26 protein-coding genes and 1 pseudogene are annotated in these 26,755 nt (G+C 61.0%); 12 read left to right on the top strand and 15 right to left on the bottom strand.

Annotated elements, in window-relative coordinates:
• Positions 1-193: pseudogene (locus HGP12_RS06905) on the bottom strand (ABC transporter ATP-binding protein); the annotation flags it as partial.
• A gap of 378 nt (positions 194-571) precedes the next feature.
• Here HGP12_RS06905 and HGP12_RS06900 point away from each other — a divergent pair.
• Both HGP12_RS06900 and HGP12_RS06895 read left to right on the top strand, forming a co-directional pair.
• Complete coding sequence (locus HGP12_RS06900; protein ID WP_168837993.1) at positions 572-823, top strand: type II toxin-antitoxin system ParD family antitoxin; 252 nt, start codon at positions 572-574, stop codon at positions 821-823.
• Between the two features lie 2 nt (positions 824-825).
• Positions 826-1,188: a type II toxin-antitoxin system RelE/ParE family toxin gene (locus HGP12_RS06895; protein WP_168837994.1), complete on the top strand. Its 363-nt coding sequence runs from the start codon at positions 826-828 to the stop codon at positions 1,186-1,188.
• A 234-nt stretch (positions 1,189-1,422) separates the two neighbouring features.
• On the opposite strand, the gene HGP12_RS06890 is transcribed toward HGP12_RS06895, so the two are convergent.
• The gene (locus tag HGP12_RS06890; RefSeq protein ID WP_168837995.1) at positions 1,423-2,199 is read right to left on the bottom strand and encodes a class I SAM-dependent methyltransferase; all 777 of its coding nucleotides are present in this window, start codon (positions 2,197-2,199) and stop codon (positions 1,423-1,425) included.
• 237 nt (positions 2,200-2,436) lie between these two features.
• Between HGP12_RS06890 and HGP12_RS06885 the strand changes: the two genes are divergently transcribed.
• Positions 2,437-3,300: an alpha/beta fold hydrolase gene (locus tag HGP12_RS06885; RefSeq protein WP_168837996.1), complete on the top strand. Its 864-nt coding sequence runs from the start codon at positions 2,437-2,439 to the stop codon at positions 3,298-3,300.
• Between the two features lie 49 nt (positions 3,301-3,349).
• On the opposite strand, the gene HGP12_RS06880 is transcribed toward HGP12_RS06885, so the two are convergent.
• The 3 genes from HGP12_RS06880 to HGP12_RS06870 all read right to left on the bottom strand — a co-directional run bounded on the left by HGP12_RS06880 (position 3,350) and on the right by HGP12_RS06870 (position 7,994).
• Positions 3,350-5,911 carry an FAD-dependent oxidoreductase gene (locus tag HGP12_RS06880; protein WP_168837997.1) on the bottom strand — a complete coding sequence of 854 codons (2,562 nt, stop codon included), beginning with the start codon at positions 5,909-5,911 and terminating at the stop codon, positions 3,350-3,352.
• Between the two features lie 181 nt (positions 5,912-6,092).
• The gene (locus HGP12_RS06875) at positions 6,093-6,983 is read right to left on the bottom strand and encodes an amino acid ABC transporter substrate-binding protein (protein WP_168837998.1); all 891 of its coding nucleotides are present in this window, start codon (positions 6,981-6,983) and stop codon (positions 6,093-6,095) included.
• Positions 6,984-7,130: 147 nt separating this feature from the next.
• Positions 7,131-7,994 carry a haloalkane dehalogenase gene (locus HGP12_RS06870; protein ID WP_168878689.1) on the bottom strand — a complete coding sequence of 288 codons (864 nt, stop codon included), beginning with the start codon at positions 7,992-7,994 and terminating at the stop codon, positions 7,131-7,133.
• 78 nt (positions 7,995-8,072) lie between these two features.
• Here HGP12_RS06870 and HGP12_RS06865 point away from each other — a divergent pair, with 78 nt between their 5' ends.
• Positions 8,073-8,555 (top strand): MarR family winged helix-turn-helix transcriptional regulator, encoded by a 483-nt coding sequence (locus HGP12_RS06865; RefSeq protein ID WP_168838000.1) that lies wholly within the window; start codon positions 8,073-8,075, stop codon positions 8,553-8,555.
• A gap of 121 nt (positions 8,556-8,676) precedes the next feature.
• Complete coding sequence (locus HGP12_RS06860; protein WP_246703261.1) at positions 8,677-9,381, top strand: cysteine hydrolase family protein; 705 nt, start codon at positions 8,677-8,679, stop codon at positions 9,379-9,381.
• Positions 9,382-9,464: 83 nt separating this feature from the next.
• Here HGP12_RS06860 and HGP12_RS06855 read toward each other — a convergent pair whose 3' ends face one another.
• Positions 9,465-10,196, bottom strand: coding sequence for a dienelactone hydrolase family protein (locus HGP12_RS06855; protein WP_168838002.1), 732 nt, complete (start codon positions 10,194-10,196; stop codon positions 9,465-9,467).
• 217 nt (positions 10,197-10,413) lie between these two features.
• Here HGP12_RS06855 and HGP12_RS06850 point away from each other — a divergent pair, with 217 nt between their 5' ends.
• Complete coding sequence (locus HGP12_RS06850; RefSeq protein WP_168838003.1) at positions 10,414-11,943, top strand: S10 family peptidase; 1,530 nt, start codon at positions 10,414-10,416, stop codon at positions 11,941-11,943.
• Positions 11,944-11,997: 54 nt separating this feature from the next.
• Here the strand turns inward: HGP12_RS06850 and HGP12_RS06845 are convergent, their stop codons facing one another.
• On the bottom strand, positions 11,998-12,603 hold the full coding sequence (locus HGP12_RS06845) for a TetR/AcrR family transcriptional regulator (RefSeq protein WP_168838004.1): 606 nt from the start codon (positions 12,601-12,603) through the stop codon (positions 11,998-12,000).
• Positions 12,604-12,682: 79 nt separating this feature from the next.
• Between HGP12_RS06845 and HGP12_RS06840 the strand changes: the two genes are divergently transcribed.
• Positions 12,683-13,300, top strand: a complete 618-nt coding sequence (locus tag HGP12_RS06840) for an NAD(P)H-dependent oxidoreductase (RefSeq protein WP_168838005.1) — start codon at positions 12,683-12,685, stop codon at positions 13,298-13,300.
• A 109-nt stretch (positions 13,301-13,409) separates the two neighbouring features.
• On the opposite strand, the gene HGP12_RS06835 is transcribed toward HGP12_RS06840, so the two are convergent.
• Positions 13,410-14,924 carry a mechanosensitive ion channel family protein gene (locus HGP12_RS06835; RefSeq protein ID WP_168838006.1) on the bottom strand — a complete coding sequence of 505 codons (1,515 nt, stop codon included), beginning with the start codon at positions 14,922-14,924 and terminating at the stop codon, positions 13,410-13,412.
• A 225-nt stretch (positions 14,925-15,149) separates the two neighbouring features.
• Here HGP12_RS06835 and HGP12_RS06830 point away from each other — a divergent pair, with 225 nt between their 5' ends.
• Positions 15,150-16,736 (top strand): aldehyde dehydrogenase (NADP(+)), encoded by a 1,587-nt coding sequence (locus HGP12_RS06830; RefSeq protein ID WP_168838007.1) that lies wholly within the window; start codon positions 15,150-15,152, stop codon positions 16,734-16,736.
• A gap of 213 nt (positions 16,737-16,949) precedes the next feature.
• Here HGP12_RS06830 and HGP12_RS06825 read toward each other — a convergent pair whose 3' ends face one another.
• The gene (locus HGP12_RS06825; protein WP_168838008.1) at positions 16,950-17,870 is read right to left on the bottom strand and encodes a YncE family protein; all 921 of its coding nucleotides are present in this window, start codon (positions 17,868-17,870) and stop codon (positions 16,950-16,952) included.
• 72 nt (positions 17,871-17,942) lie between these two features.
• Positions 17,943-18,125, bottom strand: a complete 183-nt coding sequence (locus HGP12_RS06820; protein ID WP_168838009.1) for a hypothetical protein — start codon at positions 18,123-18,125, stop codon at positions 17,943-17,945.
• Here HGP12_RS06820 and HGP12_RS06815 point away from each other — a divergent pair.
• A complete protein-coding gene (locus HGP12_RS06815; RefSeq protein ID WP_168838010.1) occupies positions 18,124-19,113 on the top strand; it encodes a substrate-binding domain-containing protein in 990 nt (329 codons plus the stop codon). The two genes, HGP12_RS06820 and HGP12_RS06815, sit on opposite strands and share 2 nt — an antisense overlap.
• A 66-nt stretch (positions 19,114-19,179) precedes the next feature.
• Here HGP12_RS06815 and HGP12_RS06810 read toward each other — a convergent pair whose 3' ends face one another.
• The 5 genes from HGP12_RS06810 to HGP12_RS06790 all read right to left on the bottom strand — a co-directional run bounded on the left by HGP12_RS06810 (position 19,180) and on the right by HGP12_RS06790 (position 24,329).
• Positions 19,180-20,445, bottom strand: coding sequence for an ABC transporter substrate-binding protein (locus tag HGP12_RS06810; protein ID WP_168838011.1), 1,266 nt, complete (start codon positions 20,443-20,445; stop codon positions 19,180-19,182).
• Between the two features lie 138 nt (positions 20,446-20,583).
• Positions 20,584-21,420, bottom strand: a complete 837-nt coding sequence (locus tag HGP12_RS06805; RefSeq protein WP_168838012.1) for a carbohydrate ABC transporter permease — start codon at positions 21,418-21,420, stop codon at positions 20,584-20,586.
• On the bottom strand, positions 21,417-22,340 hold the full coding sequence (locus HGP12_RS06800) for a carbohydrate ABC transporter permease (RefSeq protein ID WP_168838013.1): 924 nt from the start codon (positions 22,338-22,340) through the stop codon (positions 21,417-21,419). Before HGP12_RS06800 ends, HGP12_RS06805 begins: the two co-directional genes overlap by 4 nt.
• A complete protein-coding gene (locus HGP12_RS06795) occupies positions 22,333-23,496 on the bottom strand; it encodes an ABC transporter ATP-binding protein (RefSeq protein ID WP_168838014.1) in 1,164 nt (387 codons plus the stop codon). The genes HGP12_RS06800 and HGP12_RS06795 overlap by 8 nt, the downstream gene beginning before the upstream one ends.
• Positions 23,493-24,329 (bottom strand): metallophosphoesterase, encoded by an 837-nt coding sequence (locus HGP12_RS06790; protein WP_168838015.1) that lies wholly within the window; start codon positions 24,327-24,329, stop codon positions 23,493-23,495. Before HGP12_RS06790 ends, HGP12_RS06795 begins: the two co-directional genes overlap by 4 nt.
• A 236-nt stretch (positions 24,330-24,565) precedes the next feature.
• Here HGP12_RS06790 and HGP12_RS06785 point away from each other — a divergent pair, with 236 nt between their 5' ends.
• The 3 genes from HGP12_RS06785 to HGP12_RS06775 all read left to right on the top strand — a co-directional run bounded on the left by HGP12_RS06785 (position 24,566) and on the right by HGP12_RS06775 (position 26,693).
• The gene (locus HGP12_RS06785; RefSeq protein ID WP_120665174.1) at positions 24,566-24,775 is read left to right on the top strand and encodes a SlyX family protein; all 210 of its coding nucleotides are present in this window, start codon (positions 24,566-24,568) and stop codon (positions 24,773-24,775) included.
• A gap of 118 nt (positions 24,776-24,893) precedes the next feature.
• Positions 24,894-25,646 (top strand): peptide-methionine (S)-S-oxide reductase MsrA, encoded by a 753-nt coding sequence (msrA, locus tag HGP12_RS06780; RefSeq protein WP_168838016.1) that lies wholly within the window; start codon positions 24,894-24,896, stop codon positions 25,644-25,646.
• Positions 25,647-25,769: 123 nt separating this feature from the next.
• Positions 25,770-26,693 carry a bestrophin family protein gene (locus tag HGP12_RS06775; protein ID WP_168838017.1) on the top strand — a complete coding sequence of 308 codons (924 nt, stop codon included), beginning with the start codon at positions 25,770-25,772 and terminating at the stop codon, positions 26,691-26,693.
• The last annotated feature ends 62 nt before the right edge of the window (positions 26,694-26,755 follow it).

Below are 26,755 nucleotides of genomic sequence, written 5' to 3'. Positions count from 1 at the left end.
CATTGGCGACGATAGCGCCAGCCGCCGTTTCGCATTGATATTGATAGGCGCGGCCGAGATAGGTTCGTGTCCCCAAAATGGCCGGCAGTCCATTGCCCTCGCGTCGAACGGAAAGCCCGTCCGCACGACAGCCGAGAATGAAGCTATCCGGAATCGGCCCGAAATCCTCCTGCGAAGGAGGCAAAGCCGACGCAGGGGGACACAAATCAACAAAGCCTCCACACGAAACCAAGCTTTCCAAAAGCAAATATCGCCAAGACCGCTAGCGCCTCAGGCGCAGAACCTGAAGGGTGAGGCGCGATCGAGCTTCAGCTCGATTGCACAGTCCAGTGGCGCCGTTCCAAGCAGCCAACCGCGAAAAGCCTGAACCCGCAATCAATTCCAAAAGTACACGCGATGATTGACGTGTTCTGTTGGTAGTTACACGTCGCCACGGATGTCGGCATGTTAGATGCCTTCCGAAGCCGGCTTGAAGGTGCTGCATTTCCGTGAGCAGTACCTTCATTTTGTGATGAATATTGACAATATATGCTACACACCCCGCAATTAGCTATAATAAAAGGATATTCCGATGGCGTCGGGTAGCATTCATGTGAAGGTCAGCGGTGCGCTGCAAGACCACATCCAGCAGCAGATTGGCGACGATGGCCTCTACGAGAACGCCAGCGAATACATTCGTGCCTTGATCCGTCGCGACCTGCAAACCCGTGATGAGGCATGGGACTCGCTCCAAAAGGAGCTTGCACCGGCCATGCGCGCGGATGACAGCGAGTTTGTCGCCGTTTCCGCCGAAGATGTTATCCGCCGCAATAAGCGCCGCTGATCATGGTGGCGTCTCGCTTTTATCCGCGCGCCGACGCGGCGCAGGACAAGATTTGGCGGGATACCGTTGAGAAGTGGGGTGAGAAGCAGGCGGTGACCTACATCACCGGCCTGCATACGCATTTGCAGCGGTTATGCGAGGAAAAGGCAATCTGGCGGAAGCTTCCGCAACGTCTTGCTATTCCCGCCGATGTGAAGCGCGAGGCGTATTTCAGCCGCTACGAGCATCACTATGTCTTCTTCCGCGAACTAGATAACGGCGATCTCGGTGTGATGAGCATTTTGCATGAGCGCATGGATGTGCCCGTGCGTCTTGCCGAGGACTTGGCGGCGCTTTCAGAGAAAGCGGAGCCTTTCAAGGCATAGGGTTGGTAGCTCCGAAACAAAGTTGGGTGAGGATATATTTCCCTAACTTGAATGGTGAGGCGATCGAGCTTCAGCTCGACCGGACAGTCCAGCGGACTGTTCCAAGCAACCAATGGCGAGAAGCCTGAACCCGCAACCAATTCCAAAAGGTCCGCCGTCGCGCGGGCTTTCTTGTATCTGGTAACCGGGCAAGCATCGTCTAGCGATGCCCCAACTCCGGCGAGCTAGGCTTCCTCAGGCACTGGCCCGATCAGCGGTGATGATCCATGCTCGGGAGTCGAAGAGCACACCTTCGGGGGTCATATGCGCATCCAGCACATCACGCAGCCGCTGCAGTGGTTGGTCGGGCGTCTCATCGGTGTGCGTGAGCGCGTCCTTGACCATATAGAGGCCGCTAAGAGCATCAAGGGCGGTGTCGACATTCGTTCCATAAAAGACAGGTTCTTCCACCTCGATGAAGTCGATCGAGGTGAAGCCGCCGGCGCTCAGCAGCTCTTTGGCCATGGCGGGATCGCCAAGCGAAAACGGCTTGCCGGCGTTTTCCGAAATTGGGCTTCCCGGAGCCAAAGCTTGCCTGATGGCGCCAGACCATTCGTTGCGCTCCTGGTTTTGCCACACCATCCAGGCGAGGCGTCCACCAGGGCGCATTGCGTGGGCGATATTGGCAAATGCCGCCGGCGGATCAGCAAAGAACATAGCGCCGAACCGGCTGATACAGAGATCGAAACCGGCAGCTGGAAAGTTGTGGCTTTGTGCGTCACCCAGTTCGAAGCCGACGTTGCGCAATCCCGCTTCAGCGCAACGTTGCCGCGCAATCTCAAGCATCTCGGCGGAAGTATCCACACCGACCGCGCCGCCTTCCATCGCGGCAAGAGCTGCTTCCCGGGTGGTTTGTCCGGCGCCGCAGCCGATATCGAGTACCCGGTCGCGCCTCCTGACATCGGCGACGGCCCGCAAATGCCGGTTATGCCGTGAGAGTTCAGCGTCGTAAAAATCGGCACATTGCAACACTACAAACCTCCCTCATCTCGTTTAATCGCCATCGCGGTTCAGTTCTCGCGAAATCTCGGAACAGCTCTAACTCATTATTCTCGTACAATTCCGGATAGAAAACCGCTGGGTGCTTGTTCTGGAATTACTCTCATGGAAGTCGGGTCCCGTATTGCACCTTCTCATAAACTGATTGCATAATAAGATCAGTTATGCAATATGGATTCCAGTTGCAATTCGCAATCGGATGGATTTGTCATGGAACGAACGAGATCATTCGCCGTCACCGAGAGCTCAGTCGAGACCAAGGGAGCGAGCCTGCAGACCCAGGCTTTCGGTGATCCCTCCAGCCCGCCCATAATATTGATCATGGGGATGATGGCTTCGATGCTGTGGTGGCCGGATAGGTTCTGCGAGGCGCTCGCCGCCCGGCGGCGCTATGTGATCCGATACGACCAGCGCGACACCGGCCTCTCGACACACTATCCGCAAGGCGAACCCCGTTATTCATTCAGCGACCTGGCCGACGATGTCATCGCTATTCTCGACGGCTACGGATTGGAAACGGCACATGTGGTGGGCATGTCGATGGGCGGCGCCGTCGCGCAAGAAGTAGCGTTGCGCCATCCCCGGCGTGTGCGGACGCTCACGCTGATCAGCACATCACCGCTTGCAGTCGAGGGCTTGCCCTCCTCGACAAAAACCTATCAGGAGCATTCCAGGTCGGCCGAAGCGACCGACTGGTCCAATCTTGAATCCATCGCCGATTTCCTGCGTAGCGAGACGGCCATGCTTGCCGGCACCAGGCATCCGCATGATGCTGATGCTGCAAACACCTTGATCGCCCGCGACATGGCGCGGGCGCCGTCATTTGCCAGCGCCACGAACCATTTCACGCTCGTGAGTGAGGAGGGGCTCGCAAGACTTCAGGCATCGGATATCAAGCTGCCGGTCCTTGCGATCCACGGCACAGCCGATCCGCTGTTTCCCATAGAGCATGGGGAGGCCTTCACCCAGGTCGTGCGAGATGCGCGGCTGCACCGGGTCGACGGTGGAGGGCATGAAATCCACGAGCGCGACATTGATGAGATCGCGCAGGCCATCGTCAATCACACGGCCTGACGGACGTCCGGAAAGCCAGGCATGACCTCGCTTTCCGGTCTGTTGGAGATCAGCTTCTCGGCTTCAGGTTCTCCGCGTCGTAGAGCGGCTTGTAGCCGACGCCTGCGACTTCCACCGGGTAAGTCTCGCCGAAATATTCGACCTTCAGCTTGCGGCCTTCCTGGGCATAGGACCAGGGCAGGTAGGCGAGCGCAATATTCTTGCCGATGGTCGGGCCGTAAGCGATCGAGGTGGTAAAGGAGCGGCGGCCGAGCTCGTCGACGAGGGTTTCGCCGGTTTCGGGGTCCATGACCGGCAGGATGCCGACGAGGTAGCGTGCCACGCCGTTGGAATCCACATTATCGGTGACGATGAGCGTGCAGAGCATGGCCGGCTGATGCTCGCGGGCGCGATATTCCAGGTGCTTCGCCTTGCCGCGGAAATCAGCTTCCTTGACCTTTGGGCGGGCGAGATCGGCTTCGAGAAGATTATATTCCGTCAACAGGTCGGCATTCTGCAGGCGGAGGCTCTTTTCCATACGGCGGCTGTTGGCATAGGTTTCGACGCCGACGGCGATGGCGCCCGTCGAGCGCAGCGCATCCCAGACGGCCAGCGCGTCACTATAGGCCATGTGCAGTTCCCAGCCCTGTTCGCCGACATAGGAGATGCGGAACGCCGTGACGTTCTTGCCAGCGATGCGGATCTGCCTGATCGCCGCGAAGGGGAAGTTCTCGTGCGAGAGGTTTTCCGGGCTTTCGACCACCTTCTGCAGGTTGGTGCGGGCATTCGGTCCCCAGATGCCGATCGTGACATAGCGTTCGGTAACGTCGGTAATGGTGACGTCGAAACCCTTATCCTGGGCAACGCGGCGCATGTAGTGGAAATCGCGCGGGCCGGCATCGGCGCCGTCGATCAGGCGGCAGCGGTCGGCCATGCGGATCACGGTGAAATCGGCGCGCACCATGCCCTCGTCATCGAGGAAGTGGGTATAGATGCCCTTACCGATATTGGCGTCGCCGCCGATCTTGGCGGCGCAGAGCCATTCCAGCAGCTCGACATGGTCAGGGCCTTCGATGTCGTACATGGCGAAATGCGAAAGGTTGATGATGCCGCAATCTTCGCTCAAGGCCAGATGCTCGGCATTGGAGACGCGCCAGAAATGGCGGTTGTCCCATTCGTTTTCGCGCACCGGTATGCGGTCGCCGTATTTTTCGAGCAGGTGCTCGTTTGCGGCATAGCCGTGCGCACGCTCCCAGCCGCCGAGTTCCATGAAGTAGCCGCCGAGTTCCTTTTCGCGCTCCCAGAAGGGCGAGCGGCGGACACTGCGGCCGGTCGCATAGGGTTCGCGCGGATGAACGGCGGGGTTGTAGATCTTCTGGGCAGCTTCGGTGCAGCGGCTTTCGATGAATGCCTCTTCCAGCATATGAGGGTAGAAGCGGGAATAGTCGATCCTGTTATGGTCGATCGGCGTGCGGCCGTCGGTCATCCAGTCGGCAACGAGCTTGCCGAAGCCGGGGCCGTCCTTCACCCAGATGGCGACGCAATACCAGAGACCGCGGACCTTCTGGCTTTCGCCGACGGATGGGCCGCCATCGGTCGTGACTTGCAAGAGGCCGTTGAAGGAATGGCCTTCATTGTAGCCGAGCTCGCCGAGGATCGGCGTCAGTTCCATGGCGCGTTCGAGCGGCTCGATGATCTGCTCCATGTCGAGGTCGCGCTGCGAGGGCGAGAGGCGAGCCTCGTGCTTTTCGAGGAGATCGCGGGGATGGCAGAGGCGCGGGTTCTTCTCTTCGTAGTAGCCCCATTCGATCTGGCCACCCTCGGCGGTCTTCGGATCGCCGGTGTCGCGCATATAGGCGGAGTTGCCCTGGTCGCGCATCAAAGGGAAGCCGATTTCCTTGCCCGTGTTGGCAAACTCGTTGTAGGGGCCGAAGAAGGTCAGCGGGTGGTCGACCGGCATGACCGGCAGGTCTTCGCCGACCATCTCGGCGATCAGGCGACCCCACAGGCCGGCGCAGACGATGACGTATTCGGCCTCGATCGTGCCGCGATGGGTGACGACGCCGGTGATGCGGCCGTCCTTGACGATCAGCGACTGGGCCGGCGTATTGGCGAAGGAGAGAAGCTTGCCGCTCTTTTCGCCCTGATCGATCAGCTTGCCGGCAACCGTCTGCGAACGGGGAATAACGAGGCCGGCATCGGGGTCCCACATGCCGCCCTGCACCATGCTTTCCTCGATCAGCGGGAATTTCTCCTTGATCTCGGCGGGATCGATCAGGCTCACGCGCGTACCGAAGGCCTTACCCGAGGTGACCTTACGCTTGATTTCCGCCATGCGGTCGTCGTCGCCGACGCGGGCGACTTCCAGGCCGCCGACACGGGCATAGTGACCGAGCTTGTCGTAGAAATCGATGGAGTAGAGGGTCGTCCAGCAGGAGAGGAAGTCATGGCTGGTCGTGTAGCAGAAGTCGGAGGCATGGGCGGTCGAGCCGATATCCGTTGGGATGCCTGATTTGTCGATGCCGACAATATCGTCCCAGCCGCGTTCGATCAGATGGTGGGCGATCGATGCGCCGACGATGCCGCCAAGCCCGATGATTACGACCTTCGCCTTTTGAGGAAATACTGCCATTTCGTGCGACCCTGATTGATACTGGAGACGGATTTTATGATGTGTGCGACGCCGACCAGAGCCTGTCTACGACATATTCAAGATGCTTGCACGACGACTGCAAGGCCGTCCCCTATCGAGAAGCCGCGTTGATTGTCGTCAGCAGCCATGTCGCAAAGGCGACGGTATCGCTTCGATGTGTCTATTGCGGGATCGATTGCATCATGATCTCGCGACGCAGGACCGGGCCTTCCTGGCCAAAATAGGTGGTCAGCAATTTGGCGAATTCATCCGATTGGTAGGTCTCGGTCAGCGTCTGATCGACGAGCAGGCGGAAGGCGGAGTCATTCTGCCGGAGTGCGATCCCATAGGGCTCGTGCGTGAAGAGGCGGTTGCCGATGGCGAGCGCGGAGGGGTTGCGGGCATGCGATGCGAGATCGAAGAGCAGAGCGCGATCGGCGAAATAAGCGTCGATCTTATGGTTTTCGAGCGCGATCAGGCCGTCCTGATGCGTGGCGAAATCGGCAACCCGCGTCTTCGGCACATCGGAGCCCAGCGCATCGCGCAGCGTTGCGCCCGTCGTCGTGTCGGCGCGAACGCCGATCGTGCTCGTCGCGGGCGCCGGCTTGGCGGAGACCTGCGCCAGCCGCTTGTCGAGGAACAGAGCCATCAAATAATCGGGTGAATCCTTGCGCAGCAGGGCGCTTGCGCCGGTAATGAAGATCGGCTGCGAGAAATCGACGTTTTGGCGCCGGCCAAGACTGATGGTCAAGGCGCCGCAGAGAAGGTCGACCTGGCCGCTCTTCACTGCATCGAAGCCGTCGGCGAGCGTGGTTTGCACATAATCGCGCTTCAGATTGGCGATCTTGCTCCCCACAGCATCGGCGATTTTGCCGCAAAGATCGATCGCATAGCCTGCCGGGCTGCCGTCCTTCTTCTTGAAGGAGAATGGCTCTTCGTCGCTGATATAGCCGATACGGATGGTGCCTTTCTGGGCAATGAGGTCGAGGGTCTGCGCGGCAACGGCCGTATAGGCGGATATGCCGAGCACAAGGCCTGCCAGAACCAGTCGTCTTATGCAATTCGCCGGCATGATCCTGATCTCCAAAAGAAAATTGGGCAATCGCAAGGGCTTAGGCGCAGACTATGGGCTGACAGGGTTTTGTCAACGGCGGATTGTCCTCGACGACTTCCTATCGAGCGGGAGTGACGGAAACCTTCGTACCCGAAGGCCGGGAGTTCATTTGGACAAGGCGTGACGATCTGCCCAGTCGGAAATCGCAGCTGCAATGGCTTCAGGTTGATCTTCCGGTGCGTTGTGCCTGGCCGGTCCACAATTCCTGACTTCGAGATTGGCCATGTTCGCGCGGCACCAGGCTGCCATTGTCTCCCCGATCAAAAGTGTCTCCGGAGGTCCATCGAAGGTCAGCAGCAGCTTGGGGACATCGGCACTCGCGGCAAGCCAGGCATCGTAGGTTTCGATGCGCCTGGTCACATCGGCCGGCTCGCCTTCGATCGGCATGGCCCGCGGCCAGGCCAGCAGCGGGCGGCGGCTTTCGCGTGTCGGATAAGGGGCTGCATAAACGGCATGATCTTCTTCGCTAAGCCCCTTGAGAACGGTGGCCCGCAGAGCCTGTTCGATGAAGAAATTCTCGTCCAGCACTTTCGTTTCGCCGACACCGGATGCCCGCAGAGCCTCATAACGAGGACGGGCGTTCGGGAAATCCTCCCAGGTCATCGGTCTCACGATCGTTTCCATGAAGGCGATGGCGCACACACGTTCGGCATGGCGGGCAGCCCAGTCGAAGGCGAGAGCGCCGCCCCAATCGTGGCCGACAAGCACGACGCCATCGAGCTCCAACCTGTCGAACCAGTCGTCGAGATAGCGCGCGTGGTCATCGAAACGATAGGCAATATCGGGTTTGCCGGACTGGCCCATGCCGATGAGATCGGGGGCAAGGCGACGGCCAGGCGTGGTGATAGCGGGCGACACATGCCGCCAGAGGTAGGAAGAGGTGGGATTGCCGTGCAGGAAGACGAAGGGCGTCCCCGTTCCGGCATCCTCGTAGTAAATTGTCGAGTCCAACACGTTAACCGAAGGCATGCCGAGTATCCCTTCCTTATTGGAAATGGTAAGGTACCTGACCATTTATCATAATAGTCAGGTACCTGTCTATATCTCATGGAAAAACGCGTTCCGACACATCTGTCACTGGGCTTGCTGCTGCGGCTCGTTCACCAGCATTGGGCACAGGATGTCGATGCCGCTCTCGAAAAGGCGGGCTTCGACGATATCCGACCGTCGCATGCCAATGTCTTCACCTTTATGCGGCCGGACGGAATCCAGGTGAGCGAACTCACCCGGCTTGCGCATGTGCGCAAGCAGACGATGACGCAGGCGGTGGAAGAACTGGAGCGGTTGGGTTACGTCGAACGACGCCCCGACCCCAATGACCGGCGTGCGCGGCTGGTCTTCCTGACGGAGCGCGGCAAGGGAGTGCGGCCCGTCGCAATGTCAGCCGGGCGGCTCGTGGACCAGCGCTGGTCAGACATGGCTGGTTCGGAAGAGATCGATGCGCTCAAGCAGGCCCTGCAGACCCTGCTGGGAAAACTGCGCGGTAGCGACAAGAACGACGAAGATCCGATGGGCGAGGCAGGCGCATAGGCGGTTCCCGCCGGTCATGGCATCGTCCGAGCGCTGCGAGACTATCACGAAGAGTTTCGTTACCCTCTCGTAGTTTCTGGCCTATCAATCCTGCACCATCGTCAAACCCATGGGGACGCTGATGCGGAAGAGCAATGGACTTCGATATGAAGGCAGCGCGATAAGCAAGGCAGGCTTTGCTTTGTGTGCCGGTCTTGCGGTTCTTTGTGCGGGCTTCAGCGCCGCTTTCCCGTCACCGGCGGCAGCGCAGACGATCATCGACGACTGGCAGAATGTGAAGCCGCCGGCGCCGCCGGAGCTGAAGCAGGTTACCGTCGATCCGAAGACGACGGCGCTGCTGATCCTCGATTTCAACGGCGCGCAGGACCCGACCAAGGGGCCGTGCAACGAGAAGACCAAGCCTCGGTGCCTTGCCTCCGTGCCCAAGGTCAAAACCCTGCTCGATCAGGCCCGCGCCAAGGAGATGCTCGTCGTCTTCAGTCTGGCGGGGGCCGGCCAGGCACCGGATATCGCGACGGCGCTGGCGCCTTTGGCGAGCGAGCCGATCGTCAAATCCGGGCCGGACAAGTTCATCGGCACCAACCTGCGCAGCATTCTCTCCGACAAGGGCATCAAGACCCTCATCGTGACCGGCACGGCCTCTGAGGGGGCGGTGCTCGATACCGCAACGGACGCAGCGCTCAATGGCATGAACATCGTGCTACCGGTCGACGGCATGTCGTCCACCGAGCTCTATGGCGAGCAATATGTGGCATGGCACATGGTCAATGCGCCTGGCGTCTCGCAGAAGACGACGCTGACCAGCATAGACAGGATCAAGTTCTGATCCGCTGCAGTTTGCCCTGCAGCCGATCGGAAGAAAAACATCCCGCTCTCCTGCGCGGCAGCGGATGTCGGCATGAGAGTTGTTTAGGCGAAGGCCTCGTCGAACAGGTTCAGCAGCCGTTTCCAATGCCTTTCGGCGCCGATCTCGTCATAGACGCCATGATCCGGCACCGTCCATCCATGCGCCATGCCGACATAATTTTCGATGGTGTGATCGACCCCACCTGTGCGGAGCGCCTCGGCGAGGCGAGCAGATTGTTCCGGCGGAAAGCTGTTGTCGACGCCGGCAACACCGACATAGACGCGCGCCTTGAGATTGGCGGCGAGGCGATGCGGGCTGTCTTCCGCGTCGCTGGCGAGATTGCCCCCATGGAAGCTCGCCGCAGCGGCGATGCGGTCGGGATAGGCGGCAGCGGCGGTCAGGGCGCGTCCTCCGCCCATGCAATATCCGACCACGCCGGCCGGACCCTTGGCGCCGGCGGCTGACAGTGCATCGAGGAAGGCGGCGCTGTCGTTCTTGGTCATTTCCTGTGTCGTGCCGCGCAGCATCGTCATAATTGTTTCGCGGCTTGCCGGATTGCCGAAGGCGCCGCCGTCGAAGGGGCCATAGGTGCCGAAACGATAGAAGAGATCGGGAAGCAGCACGACATAGCCGGCATCCGCCAGCCGCTGCGCCATGCCGTCAAGCGACGGGCGAGGGCCCATGGCATCCATGTAAAGGATCACGCCGTGTCCGGAGGAAGCGCCATTGTCGGCGCGGAAGAGGGCGGCCTTGGCAGTCCCGTCGGCCGTCTTGATTTCGATATTCTGTTTCATCGTCGAATCCCTTGCGAATTTTCTGGCGGCTTGTAACTCCCGGTGCTGCAGGGCACCTTGGCAAATGGCCGATAGGCCCTCAAGAGCGTCTTGCCGCAAAAAAGCGGAGATCGATGATCCATCGATCAACATCTCTTGAGTTTCGGTAAGCATGTTCCATGACATAGTATCGCCGGCAACAGGCTCTATGCGATGAACCTTCGGAGGATACGATTTCATGTCTTTTCGCCAGATGGTTCCCGGCCTGGTGCTGGCTTTTTCGCTGCTATCGACTGTCGCATCCGCCGCACCGCCGGAGCAGAACCATAACGCGCCTGCCGGTGGCGGTGGCGTGCTCTCGCTCCTGCCGCCGGATGCGGTGAGCGATCACGTGCTGAATGCGGATGGCAAGACCATTCCCTACACGGCAACGGCCGGGACCCTCGATCTCTTCGGTCAGGATGGCCAGCGCAGTGCGGCGATTTTCTACACCGCCTATGTCGCGAAGAACCGGGATGCAAACCGGCCTGTGACCTTCGTGTTCAACGGCGGACCGGGTGCTGCCTCGGCTTTTCTCAATCTCGGTCTCGTCGGCCCGCGCATCGTCGATTTCGGCGCGGATGGGCGTGATGGCGCCAATGCCAAGCTGGTCGACAACCCGCAAAGCTGGCTCGAATTCACCGATCTCGTGCTGATCGATCCGATCGGCACCGGCTGGAGCCGGACGGTGAAGCCTGATGACCAGAATGATTTCTATAGCGTGGACAGCGATGCCGAAAGCCTGGCCAAAGCGATCACTCTCTACGTTAGCCATAACGGCCGCGCCTCATCGCCGAAATATATTCTCGGCGAAAGCTATGGCGGATTTCGCTCGGTCAAGGTCGCCAACAGCCTGCGCGAGGATCAGGGCATTCTGGTTTCCGGCATCGTCATGCTCTCGCCCTTGCTGGAGGGCCGCTTCGTCTTCGGCGACAGCGGAGATGCTCTCGCCGCTGCCATGGAGCTGCCTTCGCTGGCGGCGGCCGAGCTGGAACGGCAAAATGCCTTCAGCGAGAAAGCGATCCAGGACGCCCAGACCTTTGCCTTGAACGAATATCTGCCCGCTCTTGCCGGGCTGCCGCCGTCGGGCGACGCCGGCCGGGCCTTCTACGGTCGCGTGGCAAAACTGACCGGCATTCCCGAAGATGTGGTTGCCAAGAACCAGGGCTTTCTCAGTCAGGTCTACCGCAAGCATTCCGATGGGGGCGGGACGGATGTGGCAAGTGCCTACGACGCCTCCTTCCTGGCGCCGGATCCCTATCCGCAATCGGAGGCGGAGCATGGCGGCGACCCGGTTCTGGACGGTTTCGTCCGCGCCTATGGCGGCGCCTTTTCGAGCTATGCCCGCGATGAGCTGGGCTTTCACACGGACATGACCTACACGCTGCTATCGGGATCCGTGAACAGGGAATGGAAATGGGGCGGCGGAAGCGGCGGCTCGCGCGCGACCGCCGGTGTCACCGACGATCTCAAGGAGCTGCTGTCGCTGTCGCCGTCCTTCCGGGTTCTGGTGGGGCAGGGATACAGCGATCTCGTCATCCCCTTCGGCGTCAACAAATATGTGCTCGACCACATGCCGCAGGCCCTTGCCGATCGTGTGGCATTGAAGCTCTATCGCGGTGGTCACATGTTCTACACGCGCCCGGCTTCGCGGGAGCAGTTCACGGGCGATGCCAGGGCGTTTTATGCCGTGCGGGTTCAGGCAGCGCCGGCAACGCAGTCGAACTGACGGAGCCGATTCACCGGGTTCGGCCTGGAATCCGACAGCATTGCGAGGCTCGTCTCACGCGCTTCTCGCGACCATGGCCTTGATGGTTTCGAAGAGTTCATCCTTCGCCTGCTGCGGACTGATGTCACCCGTCGTGGCGGCATAGGAAAGCGCCTCGGCCGCACCCAGCATGGCCCAGAGGCCGGCCGATGCAATCGAGCCGGTTTTGGCGAAGGGAATGAGCAGCGCGCGGCACTTTTCGATGAAAACAGTCTCATATTCACGCTTGATCTTTTCAAGCTCCGGCGAGCCCGCGAGTGCGGCGATGATGCCGGGTATTTCGCGCCCCTGCAGGAGAACGCAATCGACATAGGAGGCGGCGATCACCTCCGCCCGGCCTGCCAGCGTCGGGGTGCTTGCATCAAGCGCCTTATCCATCGCCTCCGTCTGCCTGTTGTCGAACTCGCGATAGAGTGCGGCCAGCAGGCCGGAACGGGTGATAAAATGGTCGTAGACCACGGGTTTCGTCACGCCGGCACGCTCCGACAGCCGCCCCAGCGTCAGAGCTTCCGTTCCCTCTTCTCCCGCGATTTGCCAGGCAACCTCGATGAGCTGCCGGTAGCGCTCCTGCCGCGTCAGCCGGTTGCGGGACTCCGGTTTCTTCGTCTGCATGCTTGACATCGCTATATACCAAAAGTAACTTACTAAAAGTATATAAGACTGAACCACCTTTCACAATGCGTCAGCAGGAGTTTTTCGCATGCACGCACTTATCGTCGTTGCCCACCCAAATCCCGATTCGTTCAGCCACAGCGTTGCAGCCCATGTCGCCGAAGGCGTGAGGTTGTCTGGTCAGGGAGATACGCTCGAAATCGCCGATCTTACGGCGGAAGCTTTCGATCCGCGGTTCACCGCTGCCGATATCGCCGCCCACCTCAGGGAAGGGCCGGCGCCCGCCGATGTGTTGGTCGAGCAGGCGAGGATCGATCGCGCCGATGCGCTGGTGCTTGTCTATCCCGTCTATTGGTGGTCGATGCCGGGTCTCCTCAAGGGATGGATCGATCGGGTATTTACCAATGGCTGGGCCTATGAGGACATGCCCGGCGACAGGCCGGTCAAAAGGCTGCGACATCTTCGCATCCATCTCGTCGCCATTGGCGGAGCGACCATGCGCACCTATGCGCGACATGGCTATTTCGGCTCTATGACAAAACAAATCGACCATGGAATTTTCGGCTATTGCGGCGCGCCTGTCGCGACCTCCGAACTGCTTCTGACGGAAACGCAGGATATGGCATCCCATCTCGATACGGTCCGTGCCATCGGGCAAAACCTCTTTGCCGGTTCGTCATCGGAGACGACGGCCGATGCGGCCTAGAGCCGGATGATTTTAGGTCTGCTCGACCTAAAATCTGAATCCGCTCTAGAATCAGAGAAGTAGAGCGTGATGTCGTCCGAAAACCGCCTACACTTTTCGGCATCACGCTCTAATCATGCTGCTGCAGCTGGAACAGGTGCTTGATGCGTGAGCTCAGCGAGCTGACGGGAGCGCCATGGACAAGCATATCGGCATTGGCAAACAGGTGACGCTCGGCATCGATGCGCTTCGCCATGATGGCGCCGAGCTCCTCGGCGAGCGCGGGCCTGTCATGCAGCAAGGGCGCCAGGCAATCCTCGCCGATTTCATAGGTGACGACAAAGGTCAGGGCGCGGATGGTTCCGACTTCCCCCGTGCCCATCAGCAAGCCGTTTTCACCGAAATAGTCGCCTGGAGCGAGCCTCGTCAGCTCAATCTGCCGATGTCCTTCGCGACGGGTAATGCTGATGACGCCCGAGCGGACGATTGTCAGCGAGCGAAGCCGGGCATCCTGTTCGGCGATCACCGCATCCTTGTGATAGGTGCGGCGCTGCATGTTTGTCGCCAGATGCTCTTTTTCGTCCTCCGTCAGCGAAGCGAAAAGCGGGATGTTGTTGAGCAATCGCCATGGCGTGCTGGGGTTCTGCTGTCCTCCGGCGGCCGTGTCCGTCTTATGTTCCGCCGCAATGGTGAACGTGCCGGGAGGGCCGGCGAGCTTCAGGCCTGCTGCTTTCGTATGCCGGTAGAGGAGATCGTAGATCTCGTTCTTGGCTGTGGTCGCCAGGGATACCTCGCGCACGCGGAAGGAAAGCTGCAATTCGATGGCCTGTTCATCGATCGAGCTGATGGCGACCGAGGGCTCGGGTGTCTTCTGGATGGAATTGCAGCTGATCAGCACATTCTGCATCACGTTGGCAACGACGTTCGGCTGGGTGGTCGGCTGGATTCTCACGACGACGGTGGCGCCGTGACTCTCATCTGGTGACGAAAGGTTGGTGAGCCGTGTCTTTGCGAGGACGCTATTCGGAATGACGACCAGATCGTTGGTGCCGCTCAGGAGATGCGTCGCCCGCCAGTTCGTTTCGACAACACGGCCTTGAATATCGTTGTTGACGACGATCCAGTCGCCGACGGTATAGGGGCGGCCGAGATTGAGGGCGATGCCGGAGAAGACGTCGCTCAACGTGCTCTGCAGGGCGAGACCGAGAATGATGGCGAAGACGCCCGATGTTGCGATCAACGTGCCGATCGGGACGCTGAAGACATCGCCGACGATAGAGAGAATGGCGCCAAGATAGATGATGCCGACGACCAGGTCCTGCAGCAGCCGGCCTTCGCGCGGCTTGCGCTCGAAGATCAGGAAGAGCCGCACGAAGGCGATCAGCACCCAGGCGCCGTTGATCCACCAGACGATCTTGGCAAAGCCGGTGAAGGTGCGCAGCGTCACCGAATCCTGCGGCGGGCTCGGCTCGTAGGGGACGATGCCGTGATAGAGCAAAAGCACGGTCAGGCTGACGAAGAAGACGATCTGGCCGATCAGGCGGCCCGCCCGCTGGTGACGCAGCGCGATGCGGCTGACGAATGTGCCGACGACAACCAGGATACAGAACTGGACGATCGGATCACCAAGAAGCGCAATGGACATAGGGGTTTGGCCGTTCTCGGTCTTTCGGATGGCCGCTAAATTGGCACGAAAGGGACGGCAGCGCCATATGCAGATAAAGTATGATTAATTGGCGCCGACGCCTTGATCTCAAGGCTTGTACCTTGATAATTAGATGACGATTATCATCTTATATCTGTCATCCCATCCTGCTATCTGCCTTAGAGAGCGCAGAGCTTCGCGCTCCGACATCATCAAGGAATATCCATGACACAGTCTTTCGAGATTCGCGGCGATCTGCTGATCGGCTCAGATTCCACCGGCGACAACAGAACCGCGCGTGCCGTCAACCCGGCAACCGGCGCAAACCTGGAACCGGCCTTTGCGATCGCCAGCGAAAGCGACGTTGCCAAAGCGTGCGAATTGGCCGCCCAGGCATTTGACGTCTACCGTGCGACCAGCCCCGAACAGCGCGCTGCCTTTCTCGAAAAGATTGCCGACAATATCATTGGCATCGGCGATGCGCTGATCGAGCGGGCAACGGAAGAGACCGGCCTGCCTGTCGCGCGCCTGCAGGGCGAGCGCGGCCGTACCGTCGGGCAGCTCCGGCTGTTCGCCCAGGTGGTTCGTTCGGGCGAGTGGCTCGATCTGCGCGTCGATCCGGCATTGCCGGAACGCAAGCCGCTGCCGCGGCCGGACCTGCGCCTGCGCCAGATTCCGCTCGGCCCGGTCGCCGTCTTCGGCGCCAGCAATTTTCCGCTCGCTTTCTCGGTTGCCGGTGGTGATACGGCTTCGGCACTTGCTGCCGGCTGCCCGGTCGTCGTCAAGGGACATCTTGCCCATCCGGGCACGGGCGAGCTTGTCGGCCGCGCCATCCGCGCAGCCGTCGCCACCTGCGGGCTGCCGGAAGGCACCTTCTCGCTGCTGACCGGCGCCAACGAGACCGGTGCCGCGCTGGTGCGCGATCCCCGCATCAAGGCCGTCGGCTTCACCGGCTCGCGTGGCGGTGGCCTGGCGCTCGGCGCCATTGCCGCGACCCGTCCGGAACCGATCCCGGTCTATGCCGAAATGAGCAGCGTCAACCCCGTCTTCCTCTTTCCGGCAGCCCTTGCCGCGCGCGCCGAGGCGATCGGGACAGGCTTCATCGATTCCCTGACGCTCGGTGCCGGCCAGTTCTGCACCAATCCGGGCCTGCTTTTTGCGATCGAGAGCCCTGATCTCGACCGTTTCGTCCAGGCTGCCGGCGATGCCCTGACCGGCCGCGCACCGGCACCGATGCTGACACCGGGCATTCACGCCGCCTTCGACAAGGGTGTTGCGGCACTGGCGGATCATGAGGCGGTCAAGACCGTCGCTCATGGCGCGCCGGCCGAAGGCGTCAATCGTAGCCCCGGCATCTTCTTCGAGACAGATGTCGAGCAGTTCCTAGCGGACGAGCGCCTGGGGCATGAGGTTTTCGGCGCGGCAAGCCTTCTCGTGCGCTGCAAGAACATCGATCAGATGATCGCGGTTGCGGAAAAGCTCGAGGGTCAGCTGACCGCGACGCTGCAGATCGAAGCGGATGACTACGCCACGGCCGCCAAGCTGGTGCCGGTGCTGGAGCGCAAGGTTGGGCGCATTCTTGCCAACGGCTGGCCGACCGGCGTGGAAGTCTCCCATGCCATGGTGCATGGCGGACCTTTCCCGGCGACTTCGGACAGCCGGACGACCTCGGTCGGCACGCTGGCCATCCGCCGCTTCCTGCGTCCGGTCTCCTATCAGGACCTGCCGGAAGGGCTGCTGCCTAGGGAATTGCGGGATGATGGCGTCAAGTCGTTGCCGCATCTGCTGGATGGCGTGCGCGGGGGCAACTGAGTGGCAAAGTGCCCCTCATCCGGCCTCCTGAGCTTGTCGAAGGGCGGCCACCTTCTCCCCGTTCTGACGGGGAGAAGGGGATAGACGCACCCACAGCCTTCCTTCCGACCACCTTCCCAGGCGAGGGTACAGAGATCGTTCCCTCTTCCCGTCAAAACGGGGAGAGGGCTAGGGTGAGGGGCAGTTTCGCGACTCGAGGTTGGTTGGGAAGCCTCAAACCTCCGCGTAAACAATCCCCGTGAACGAGCCGGCATGGTGCAGCAGTTCGCGTTCGCCCGAGCCGTCGAGGCTTGCGGAATAGAGATTGCCGCCGATGTCGGTGAAGAACATGCGGTTACCAGGCAGGTCGAGCGAGAGGCCGATGCCTTCGTCCAGGCCTTCGAGGACGACTTGCGATGTTGCGGCGAGATCGTCAATCTGGGCGCGGTTGACGGTATTGCCGCGCGGAAGATTGCCGCGGTCGGTCCAGTAGATCGTGCGGGTGGCGAGATCGAGTTCGAGATCGATCGGTTCCGGCAGCTTGTCCAGCAGGGTTTCGATGTCGCTACGGCTCGTCGCGGTTTCGCCGGCGGGGATGTTGATACCGGCGCGGAAAATGCGGCCGAGGCCGGCATCCGGCGGGCCCTTCTGGGTCCAGTAGATCTGCCCGAGCGGAAGGTCCAGCGCGATGCCGACGCACCAGCGTTCGATATCGGCGCTATCTTCCGGACTATCGCCGTTCTGCACCAGGGTTTCGATGTCGCTGCCGTCGATATTGGCGCGCATGACGCGCATGCCTTCGCGGTCGCACCAATAGAGCTTGCCATTATCGCGATCGAGCTGGATCTGCTTCGGCGTGACCAGCGTGCTGCCGGGCGGGATCAGCGTGATGTGATTGCCGCCGTCGAGGTCCATGCGCTCGATGGAGCCGTCATGGGCGTTGTAGTCCGTGCCCATTTCCGTCCAGTAAATCCAGCCGTTCTCGCTGTCGACGAGAATGCCGTCCGGGCTGCGGCCCGGCCGCTGGACGATGAGCTTGAGATCGGTGCCGTCGATGGCGGAGGAGAGAATTCGTCCGTCGTTGATGTCGAGGAAGAACAATCTTTCGGATTTGTCGGCGGAGGCGGCAGGCGTCCGTGCTTCTGCTTCTGACATGAGAGCATCCTTTCAAAGGGAGCGGATCTGCGGATCACAGCGCGGCAATCATGGCATCGGTTGATGACAGCATCATTCGCCGCTGTGATCATGTTGAACATCTGTTGCATTGCAGCAAAGATCAAGGGCAGGGTTGTCGCAGCGCGCATTCGTGGCCGTCAAATAAGTGTCATCGGCCTGATATAAATCCGCTTCATTCCCGTCGGCTGCGCCAGTCGAGGGCTGAAACCCGAAGCCGGAGGTGATTGATATCATGTCGACGCTCCAGCAGATCGCCTTTCGTGCAGGTTGTTCGGTTGCGACCGCCAGCCGCGTGATGAATCGCACCGGTCCGGTCAGTGACGAGATGGTGCGGCGCGTGCGCCGGGCGGCGGCGGAGCTCGGCTATCGCGCCGGCAGTCGCAGCGGCAACGGTCGGCCGGCGATCGGCGTGCTCATTCCCAGCATCACCAATCCCGTCTTTGCAGCATCGCTTTCCAGCATCCAGAACAGGGCGCTGCATGCCGGACACAGCGTGCTGATCGCGCAATCGAACTATGATCCGGCGCAGGAGACCGATGCCGTCGCCTCGCTCCTTCAGCAGCAGCCGACCGGGCTAATCCTCACGCTTTGCAATCCCGAACGCAGTCTGGTCCTGTCATCTGCCCTGCCGCCAACGGTGCTGCTCGGCAACCTGCCGACCGCCCGCTTCACCGCGGCCGTCGCCACCGACAATTTCGGCGCGGGCCGGGATCTGACCGAGCATCTCCTGCGCAAGGGGCATCGCCGTATCCTATTCATATCAGGCCATTTCTCGGCATCGGATCGGGCAAAACTGCGTTATCTCGGCTATATCAGGGCGATGGAAACGGCAGGCCGGCAGCCCCTCGATGCCCTGGAGATTTCCTTCGTGAACAGCCTGGAGCAGCTCGATCTTTCGGATGTGGTTTCGAAGCTGAATCCGACGGCGATTATTGCTTCCAACGATCTGCTGGCTCTTGGTGTCATGGGTGCGCTTCGGCGCCAAGGCCTTTCGATCCCGCGCGATATTTCGGTCGCCGGCTTCGACGGAATTTCCCTCGGTTTTCTCGCGGAGGTTTCCCTGACGACTGTCGAGATTCCGGACGGGACGATGGGGGCGGCGGCTGCCTCGCTGCTGCTCGATATGGCGGAGAATGCCGCACCGCCGCGTCATCTGACCGTGCCCTATCGGCTGCGTCCGGGTGGAACGGTGGGCGATCTCACCATTCAATCCTTGACGTAGCTTTGCATACGAAAACGCCGCCTCTTCGCGAGAGGCGGCGCAATTTCTTCAGACTGGATCGAAAGATCAGCTGCGCGGCAGCAGGCCTTCGACGTCGGAAGCGGCGTCGTCGAGTGCTTCCTTCGGCGTGGCCGAGCCATCGACGATGCGCGAGAGGTTGTCGACGATGGTCTGCGTGACCTTGACGCCGTTGCCGCCCGGGAAGGCATACCAGGGGATCATGAGCGACATCTGGCTGAGGCCAGCCTGGAACAGCGGGTTCTTCTTGTAGAAGTCACCGAGATATTCGGCCGACTTGGCGGCAAGCTCGTTGTTCGGAACATAGCCGGTGCCGGGAACGACGACCGAGGCGCCATAGGGGCCGGCGGCGAACTTGGCGAATTTCCAGGCGGCTTCTTCCTTGACCGGATCATGAGTCAGGATGACGACGGCGTTGCCGCCTGTCGGCAGGCGGCCGTTGACCGGGTCGATCAGCGGCAGCTTGGCGGTGCGCAGATCGAACTTCGCACCGACATTCTTGATGGTGTTGACGAGAGCGCCGGTCGTCTGGAATTCGAAACCGACCTTGCCGGCAGCGAAGGCCTGCTCGCCGGCAGCCTTGGTGAAGACCGGCATGCCGCCTTCCTTGACGAAGCGCTGGATCAGTTCGACCGCCTTCTGCCCCTCGGGACCGTTGAAGGCGACCTTCGTCTCGTCGTCGCTCAGCATCTTGCCGCCGGCGCCGAAGAGGAGGGCGGAGAACATCCAGTCGTCGCCCTGCCAGCGGAAGTCCATGCCGTCGACGCCGTTGCCGAGCGCCTTGATCTTGCCGGCGAGCGCAATGACTTCGTCCCAGGTCTTCGGCGGGTTGTCCGGGTTGCCGCCGGCAGCCTTCACCAGGTCGGCGTTGTAGTACATGATCGGGTTGGATGTCGCGAAGGCGAGGCCGACCTGCTTGCCCTTGACCTGGGCGAGCTTCAGGATCGTGTCCGAGAAACCTTTCTCGGCCATGTTGCTCTCTTTCTTGACGAAGGGGCCGAGGTCGACGGCGACGTTGCGCTCGTCGATCATGCGCAGGCGGTTGAGGCCGATGAAGGTGACATCCGGCATTTCGCTGGTGCCGGCCTGGCGCAGGATGGTCTGGATGCCTTCCTCATAGGTGGCCGAAGGGGCGGCGAACTGGATCTTGATGTCGGGATTTTCTTCCATGAACTTCTTCGAGATCGTGTCCATCACGTTCTTGAAGAAACCCGGCATGGGATAATGAACCGTCAGGGTGGTTTCGGCGTAAGCCGGGACCGACACGACCATGGAAATGGCCGCGGCGGCGAGAATCTGGGTGATATGCTTCATCGCTCGTTCTCCTGTTCGAGCATGATGCCGAAAAGTGTGAGGGGATTTCGGACGACATCATGCTCTACTTCTTTGATTCTAGAGCGGATTCAGATTTTAGATCGATGCGATCTAAAATCATCCGCTCTAGGGAACCGATCAGCCTTTGAGACCGGTCATGGTGATGCCCTCGACGAAGCGTTTCTGCGCGAGAAGGAATGCGACGACGAGGGGAAGGGTAATGATCAGGGTTGCCGCCATCAGCGCGCCGTAGTCGTCGCCGGCTTCGGCGGCGCGGAAGTACATGAGGCCCAGCGGCGGTGTGGCATAGTCCGGCTTGCTGATGACGATCAGCGGCCAGTAGAGGTCATTCCAGTGCGCGACGACCGAGAAGATCGCGAAGGCGGTAACCGCCGGCCAGGCGTTCGGCACGATGACGCGGGCGACGATGCCGAGTTCCGACATGCCGTCGAGACGCGCGGCATGGATCAGATCGTCCGGCATGGCGCGGAAGAACTGCAGGAACATGAAGATCGCGAAGACCGAGATCGAGAAAGGCGCGACGAGAGCCATGTAGCTATTCAGCAGCGACAGGCTGTTGAAGCCGACATAGAGCGGCAGCGCCGTCGCGTGGATCGGGATCAGCAGACCGAGCATGACCAGCACCATCATGGTGCGCGCCGCCGGAAATTTCAGCTTCGCCATGGCATAGGCGCAGGGAATGGCGATCAGCACCTGGAAGAAGAAGATCAGGCCGCAGACGAGGACGCCGTTGAACAGCAGCCTGCCCATATCAACCTTGCTGAGCGCCTTGGCGATGTTCTCGATATAGAAGAAATGCGTCGGGATCAGCCTCAGCGCCGAGGTGAAGATATCGTCCTGCACCTTGCCGGCGGTCGAGATCATGAAGATGTAGGGCGCCAGGAAGACGAGCGCGCCGAAGATCAGCAGCGAGAGGCGCAGGATGCGGCCGGGAGTGAAGCCTGTCGAGGTCATGTGTAATGCACCTGCCGGTCTTGGACGCGATATTGCAGGAAGGTCAGCACCACGAGGATGGCGAGAAAGACAGTGGTCATCGCCGAGGCATAGCCGACCCGGAGATAGACGAAGCCTTCCTGGTAGATAGTGAAGAGCAGGACTTCCGAGGCATGGTTCGGGCCGCCGTCGGTCAGGGCCTTCACGGTGTCGAACACCTTCACCGCATTGATGATGCTGATGGTCGTGACGAAGAGCGTCGTCGGCCCGAGCATCGGCCAGGTGACCAGCCAGAAGCGGTCCCAGGCCGATTTCGCGCCGTCGACTTCGGCTGCGGCATAGAGCTCGCGCGGGATGGTGGTGAGGCCGGCCAGGAACAGCACCATGTTGAAGCCGACCGACTGCCAGACGCCGATGATCGACAGGCTGTAGAGGGCGGTCGCTGAAGAGCCGAGCCAGTTCGGGCCGTGCAGGCCGATCTCGGCCAGAAGCGCGTTGATCGGGCCGATCGTCGGGTGGAAGAGGTATTGCCAGACAGTCGCCATCGCGACGATCAGCGAAGCGACGGGCAGGAAGTAGGCCGTGCGGAAGAAGCTGCGGCCGATGCCTTCGCTCTCGATCAGCAGCGCGACGCCGAGGCCAAGCGCGATCGAGATCGGCGCAACGATCGCCGTATAGATAGTCGTGTTCCAGAGCGATTTCATGAAGGCGCGATCTTTGAGCAGATGCGCGTAGTTTTCGAAGGCGACGAACCGCAGGCTCTTGTCGCCGAGCTGGAAGTCCGTGAAGCCGAGCACCACGACGGCGATGATCGGCACAATGATGAAGAGCACGATCAGGATGATGGCGGGCAGGGCAAAGAGCAGCGCCGTGCGGGCCTCGCTGCGTTCGCGCGCCGCGGCCGTCTGCATCGGCAGGGAGGTGGCGGCGATGCTAGCCATGCGCCTTCTCCCGCGTGGCGTCGACGGTCGTGGGCATGGCGCGCAGGCGTCGGCCGTCTTCGGCGAAGACCATGGCCTGTTCCGCCGAAAGGCTCAGCGCAACGGGCATGCCGGTGGAAAGACCCGCGACTTCGGCCGGTGCGAGCTTGACGACCATGGTTTCGCCGATGGCGTCGAGTTTGGCATAGAGGATGACTTCGGAGCCGAGGAATTCCATGCGCTCGATATGGGCGGCCAGCGCATCCTGACGGCCCTGGGTGAGCCGCACGAATTCTGGGCGGATGCCGAGTGTGACATTGTTGCCGGCAAGGCTTCCGTCTTCCAGCGCGAGACGGATGCCGCCGAAGGCGACGATGCCGTTTTCAGCCAGCGCTGGTAGCAGGTTGATGCGCGGCTGGCCGACGAAGCGGGCGACTTCGATATGGCTCGGGTCGTCATAGATCACCTGCGGCGAGGCGAACTGCAGCAACTGGCCGCCGATCATGACCGCGACGCGATCCGCCATCGACAGCGCCTCGGCCTGATCATGCGTGACATAAACTGTGGGAACGCCGGCACGGCGGTGCAGATCGACGATCTCGCCGCGAGCATGGACGCGCAGGTTGGCATCGAGATTGGAAAGCGGCTCGTCCATGAGAAAGACAGCCGGGCGACGCACCATGGCGCGGGCGAGCGCCACGCGCTGGCGCTGGCCGCCGGACATCTGACCGGGCTTGCGGTCGAGCAGGTGGTCGATCTTCAGCGATGTTGCCATTTCGCGGACATCGCGGATTATGCCGGTGCGCACCGCACGCTGGCCGGGGATCAGCGAGCCGATGAAGGGCAGACGCTGGACGCGCGAGAGGCGGCGCATGGCGAGCGGCACGGCGATGTTTTCCGAGGCCGTCAGATGCGGATAGAGCGCATAGGACTGGAAGACCATGGCGATGTTGCGGTCCGCCGCCGCGACGCCGGAAACGTCGTTGCCTCCAAGGATGATTTCGCCGCTATCGGCATGATCGAGGCCGGCGAGGATGCGCAGCAGCGTGCTCTTGCCGCAACCGGACGGACCGACAAGGGCGATGAACTCGCCGGGCTGGACATCGAGATCGACGCCCTTGAGGATGGCGTTGCCACCGAAGGATTTGGCGATGCCGCGAAGCGAGAGCGCGCTCATTCGGTCGGCTCCTTCTGTGCCTTGGGGGCGGCTTGCGGATAAACTTCCATGACGACGTCATCGAGGAAGTAGGCGATCATGCCCGGCACGGCGACGAGCTCGGTCGATACCGTTTCGCCAAGCTCGTGGATTGCGGCGCCGATCAGCCGTTCGCCCGGCATTTCGCGTTCCATCTTGTCGAGGATAAAGGCGCCGGGCGGCGCCCAGACGAGGTTCGTGTCGTTGAAACGGCCTTCCCAGGTCCAGTGCAGGTGGCCGCTGCCGAAGAGAGCGACGTCATGCACTGCGATCAGATCATAAAGCCGGCGGCGCTGGGCCGGGCGCACGCTCCAGTAGCCGGTATCGCCCTCGTCGGGCGCATCGACAAAGAGCGGCTTGTGGGCGAAGAGGGCAAGGCGGCGGTCGCCGCGGCTTTCGAGCATGTCCCGCAGCCAATCGAACTGCTTCTGCTCTTCGGCATCCTCGAAGCCCATCAACAGGCTGTTGAGGCCGATCAGCCGCCAGTTGTCGACATCCTTCGCCCAATAGTCCGGACCGACAAGACGACGCCAGCGCTCCAGCCGCTCGGGATTGACGGGCTGATACGAACCGGGCAGATGGCCGACATCGTGGTTGCCGGGCACGATCAGCATCGGCACGGAAATCTGGCGCATCAATTCCATGGAGAAGGTGAGATCTTCGTCCTTGTCGGCGCCATCGACGCTGAGGTCGCCGGTGTGAACGACGAGATCGGCGCCGCTTGCCTCGATCCATTTCGCCAGCGGCTCCCAATTGCCGTTGAAATGCGGCTTGTTGGGGCTCAAATGGGTGTCGGTGATCTGGATGATCTTCAAGGCGCTTCTCCGCAGTCTTCTAGAAAGGGTGCGCCTGTGGAAGGAAATGCCTTCAAACCGGCGCGTCTCTGCGCTCTCTTTAGAAGGCTCCCATGTCAGTTAGGTAACGGCTCTTTTCAGCCGTTTTTCAGTTTTGTCACATCGCCGTCAAACGGAGCCGGCGTCCGCTTCACACTGACTTCCGGGACTGTACGCAGCTGCCCCGATGTTATAGATCGTTGCGAAAGGGATCAGACATGTCAGACGAACAGAGCCGCATCACCAAACTCGAGGAGACGGTCGCCCATCAGGCGAAGACGATCGAGGAGCTTTCCGACCAGATTGCCGAGCAATGGAAGGTAGTGGAACAGACCAGGCAGAAGCTTGACCGGTTGACCGAGCGCTTTCTGACGCTGGAGGAGCAATCGCTGGACGCACCAGCCATCACCAAGCCGCCGCATTACTGAGGTCTGCCAACGCGTTCACGTTTCGGTGTTACACGCGGGCGTGTGTAACATTGAGCCTCGCCTTCCCGTATCTCCTTGTGACCGAAGAGTTTAGAATGGCGGTCGAGAGGAGAGTGTCATGAAGACTTCATCGACAGATATGATCCGCATCGGTTCAGCGCGGGTTGCGCGCCTTGCCGGACTCACTGCGGCCGCAGTGCTGGTCGGCGCCATCGCACTGCAATTTGTCGGCCGCGCATCAGCCGAGGATGCGCGTGTCATCCCGCCGCCGGGTATGGATGAAAAGGCAGGTTCATCGGGCACGGAGACGGCCGTGCTCGCCGGCGGCTGCTTCTGGGGCGTCCAGGGCGTCTTCCAGCATGTCAACGGCGTGATCAGCGCGACGTCAGGTTATACCGGCGGCGGCAAGGATGCGGCCCATTATGAAATGGTAAGTGCGGGCGACACCGGTCATGCCGAATCCGTGCGCATCGTCTTCGATCCGCACAAGATCAGCTACGGGCACCTGCTGCAGATTTATTTCTCGGTCGCGCATGATCCGACAGAGCTGAACTATCAGGGGCCGGACAGTGGCACGCAATATCGTTCGGCGATCTTCCCGACAAGCCAGTCGCAGGCCGACATTGCCAAGGCCTATATCGATCAGCTCAACCACGCCAAGGTCTTCGATGCCGGGATCGTCACCAAGATCGAGCCGTCCAGGCAATTCTATGCCGCCGAGACCTATCATCAGGATTTCCTGACGACGCACCCCACCTATCCCTACATCGTCATCAACGACCTGCCGAAGATCAAGAACCTGCAGCATCTTTTCCCCACGGATTATCGCGCCGATCCGGTCCTGGTGACGGCAAGCGCCAGCGCGAACTGACCGCCTGCCTGACCGACGAGCGATATCAGCCGGTCAGGGCCGCCTTGCAAGAAATGCTCGTTACTCCTGGCTCGTCTGGTGTATTGCTGCGCCATCAGACATTCATCGAGAGTGCAGTTCCTTATGATCGTCCGCGACCGGCCGAATCTCTTCCAGCTTTTCTTCATCCTTCGCGGCTCGATCGTCCTGCGCATCCTGCCGCAGATCATCGTCATCTTCCTGATGTCGGCCCTCATCGTCTGGGGACATGAAGAGCGGCCGAACCTGGTCGTTTCCTTCAACGGCTCATCGCTTTCTCTGCTCGGCATTGCCCTTTCGATCTTCCTCGGTTTCCGCAACAATGCCGCTTACGACCGCTGGTGGGAGGGGCGGCGTGACTGGGGACAACTCGTCTATCTTGCGCGCGGCTTCGCCCGGCAGACGCTGGTGCTGGAGGGTGCGGGCGAGGCGGGCATCGAGGCGCGCAAGCACCTGCTGCGCCTGACCATGGCCTTCGCGCAGGCGCTGGTCTGTCTTCTGCGGCCCGGCAGCGACGAGGGCAAGGTGCTGCGCCTTCTGACGGCGAGCGAGGCGGAATTCTATCACGCGGCACAGAATCGGCCGGATCTCATTCTGCGCCTTATGTCCGCCGACCTCGCGCGATTGAAGGCATCGGGCGCGATTTTGGATATCCAATACCAGATGCTGGATATCACGATCGGCCAGATGGGGGCGGCCCAGGCGGCCTGCGAGCGGCTGCGCAACACGCCGCTGCCCTTCGGCTATACGCTGCTTCTGCATCGCACCGCCTATCTCTTCTGTTTTCTGCTGCCCTTCGGCTTCGTCGATACGCTCGGCTGGGGCTCGCCATTCGTGACGGCCCTGATCGCCTATACCTTCTTCGGTCTCGATGCGCTCGGCGACGAATTGGAGGACCCTTTCGGCCGTCGCCCCAATGCGCTCGCCATCGGTGCCCTTGCCGATACGATCGAGATCAATCTGCGCGAAGCGCTTGGCGAAACCGACCTGCCGCCACTGCCGCAGCCGAAGGATTTCGTGCTGATGTAAGAAATCAGCAAAAAATATTCGTCGGGCGATGGAATAGAATCCGGAGTGCTTCCGTATATAGG

It is taken from the genome of Rhizobium sp. P28RR-XV (assembly GCF_012641385.1).
Classification (GTDB): Bacteria; Pseudomonadota; Alphaproteobacteria; order Rhizobiales; family Rhizobiaceae; genus Rhizobium.
This window is presented reverse-complemented; position numbering and strand designations above follow the sequence as displayed.

What these genes read in the sequence shown, in the direction of transcription:
- HGP12_RS06900 (WP_168837993.1), top strand. Translation starts at nt 572, where the DNA reads ATGGCGTCGGGTAGCATTCATGTGAAGGTCAGCGGTGCGCTGCAAGAC.
- HGP12_RS06895 (WP_168837994.1), top strand. Translation starts at nt 826, where the DNA reads ATGGTGGCGTCTCGCTTTTATCCGCGCGCCGACGCGGCGCAGGACAAG.
- HGP12_RS06885 (WP_168837996.1), top strand. Translation starts at nt 2,437, where the DNA reads ATGGAACGAACGAGATCATTCGCCGTCACCGAGAGCTCAGTCGAGACC.
- HGP12_RS06880 (WP_168837997.1), bottom strand. Translation starts at nt 5,911, where the DNA reads ATGGCAGTATTTCCTCAAAAGGCGAAGGTCGTAATCATCGGGCTTGGC.
- HGP12_RS06875 (WP_168837998.1), bottom strand. Translation starts at nt 6,983, where the DNA reads ATGCCGGCGAATTGCATAAGACGACTGGTTCTGGCAGGCCTTGTGCTC.
- HGP12_RS06870 (WP_168878689.1), bottom strand. Translation starts at nt 7,994, where the DNA reads ATGCCTTCGGTTAACGTGTTGGACTCGACAATTTACTACGAGGATGCC.
- HGP12_RS06865 (WP_168838000.1), top strand. Translation starts at nt 8,073, where the DNA reads ATGGAAAAACGCGTTCCGACACATCTGTCACTGGGCTTGCTGCTGCGG.
- HGP12_RS06860 (WP_246703261.1), top strand. Translation starts at nt 8,677, where the DNA reads ATGCGGAAGAGCAATGGACTTCGATATGAAGGCAGCGCGATAAGCAAG.
- HGP12_RS06855 (WP_168838002.1), bottom strand. Translation starts at nt 10,196, where the DNA reads ATGAAACAGAATATCGAAATCAAGACGGCCGACGGGACTGCCAAGGCC.
- HGP12_RS06850 (WP_168838003.1), top strand. Translation starts at nt 10,414, where the DNA reads ATGTCTTTTCGCCAGATGGTTCCCGGCCTGGTGCTGGCTTTTTCGCTG.
- HGP12_RS06845 (WP_168838004.1), bottom strand. Translation starts at nt 12,603, where the DNA reads ATGTCAAGCATGCAGACGAAGAAACCGGAGTCCCGCAACCGGCTGACG.
- HGP12_RS06840 (WP_168838005.1), top strand. Translation starts at nt 12,683, where the DNA reads ATGCACGCACTTATCGTCGTTGCCCACCCAAATCCCGATTCGTTCAGC.
- HGP12_RS06835 (WP_168838006.1), bottom strand. Translation starts at nt 14,924, where the DNA reads ATGTCCATTGCGCTTCTTGGTGATCCGATCGTCCAGTTCTGTATCCTG.
- HGP12_RS06830 (WP_168838007.1), top strand. Translation starts at nt 15,150, where the DNA reads ATGACACAGTCTTTCGAGATTCGCGGCGATCTGCTGATCGGCTCAGAT.
- HGP12_RS06825 (WP_168838008.1), bottom strand. Translation starts at nt 17,870, where the DNA reads ATGTCAGAAGCAGAAGCACGGACGCCTGCCGCCTCCGCCGACAAATCC.
- HGP12_RS06815 (WP_168838010.1), top strand. Translation starts at nt 18,124, where the DNA reads ATGTCGACGCTCCAGCAGATCGCCTTTCGTGCAGGTTGTTCGGTTGCG.
- HGP12_RS06820 (WP_168838009.1), bottom strand. Translation starts at nt 18,125, where the DNA reads ATGATATCAATCACCTCCGGCTTCGGGTTTCAGCCCTCGACTGGCGCA.
- HGP12_RS06810 (WP_168838011.1), bottom strand. Translation starts at nt 20,445, where the DNA reads ATGAAGCATATCACCCAGATTCTCGCCGCCGCGGCCATTTCCATGGTC.
- HGP12_RS06805 (WP_168838012.1), bottom strand. Translation starts at nt 21,420, where the DNA reads ATGACCTCGACAGGCTTCACTCCCGGCCGCATCCTGCGCCTCTCGCTG.
- HGP12_RS06800 (WP_168838013.1), bottom strand. Translation starts at nt 22,340, where the DNA reads ATGGCTAGCATCGCCGCCACCTCCCTGCCGATGCAGACGGCCGCGGCG.
- HGP12_RS06795 (WP_168838014.1), bottom strand. Translation starts at nt 23,496, where the DNA reads ATGAGCGCGCTCTCGCTTCGCGGCATCGCCAAATCCTTCGGTGGCAAC.
- HGP12_RS06785 (WP_120665174.1), top strand. Translation starts at nt 24,566, where the DNA reads ATGTCAGACGAACAGAGCCGCATCACCAAACTCGAGGAGACGGTCGCC.
- msrA (WP_168838016.1), top strand. Translation starts at nt 24,894, where the DNA reads ATGAAGACTTCATCGACAGATATGATCCGCATCGGTTCAGCGCGGGTT.
- HGP12_RS06775 (WP_168838017.1), top strand. Translation starts at nt 25,770, where the DNA reads ATGATCGTCCGCGACCGGCCGAATCTCTTCCAGCTTTTCTTCATCCTT.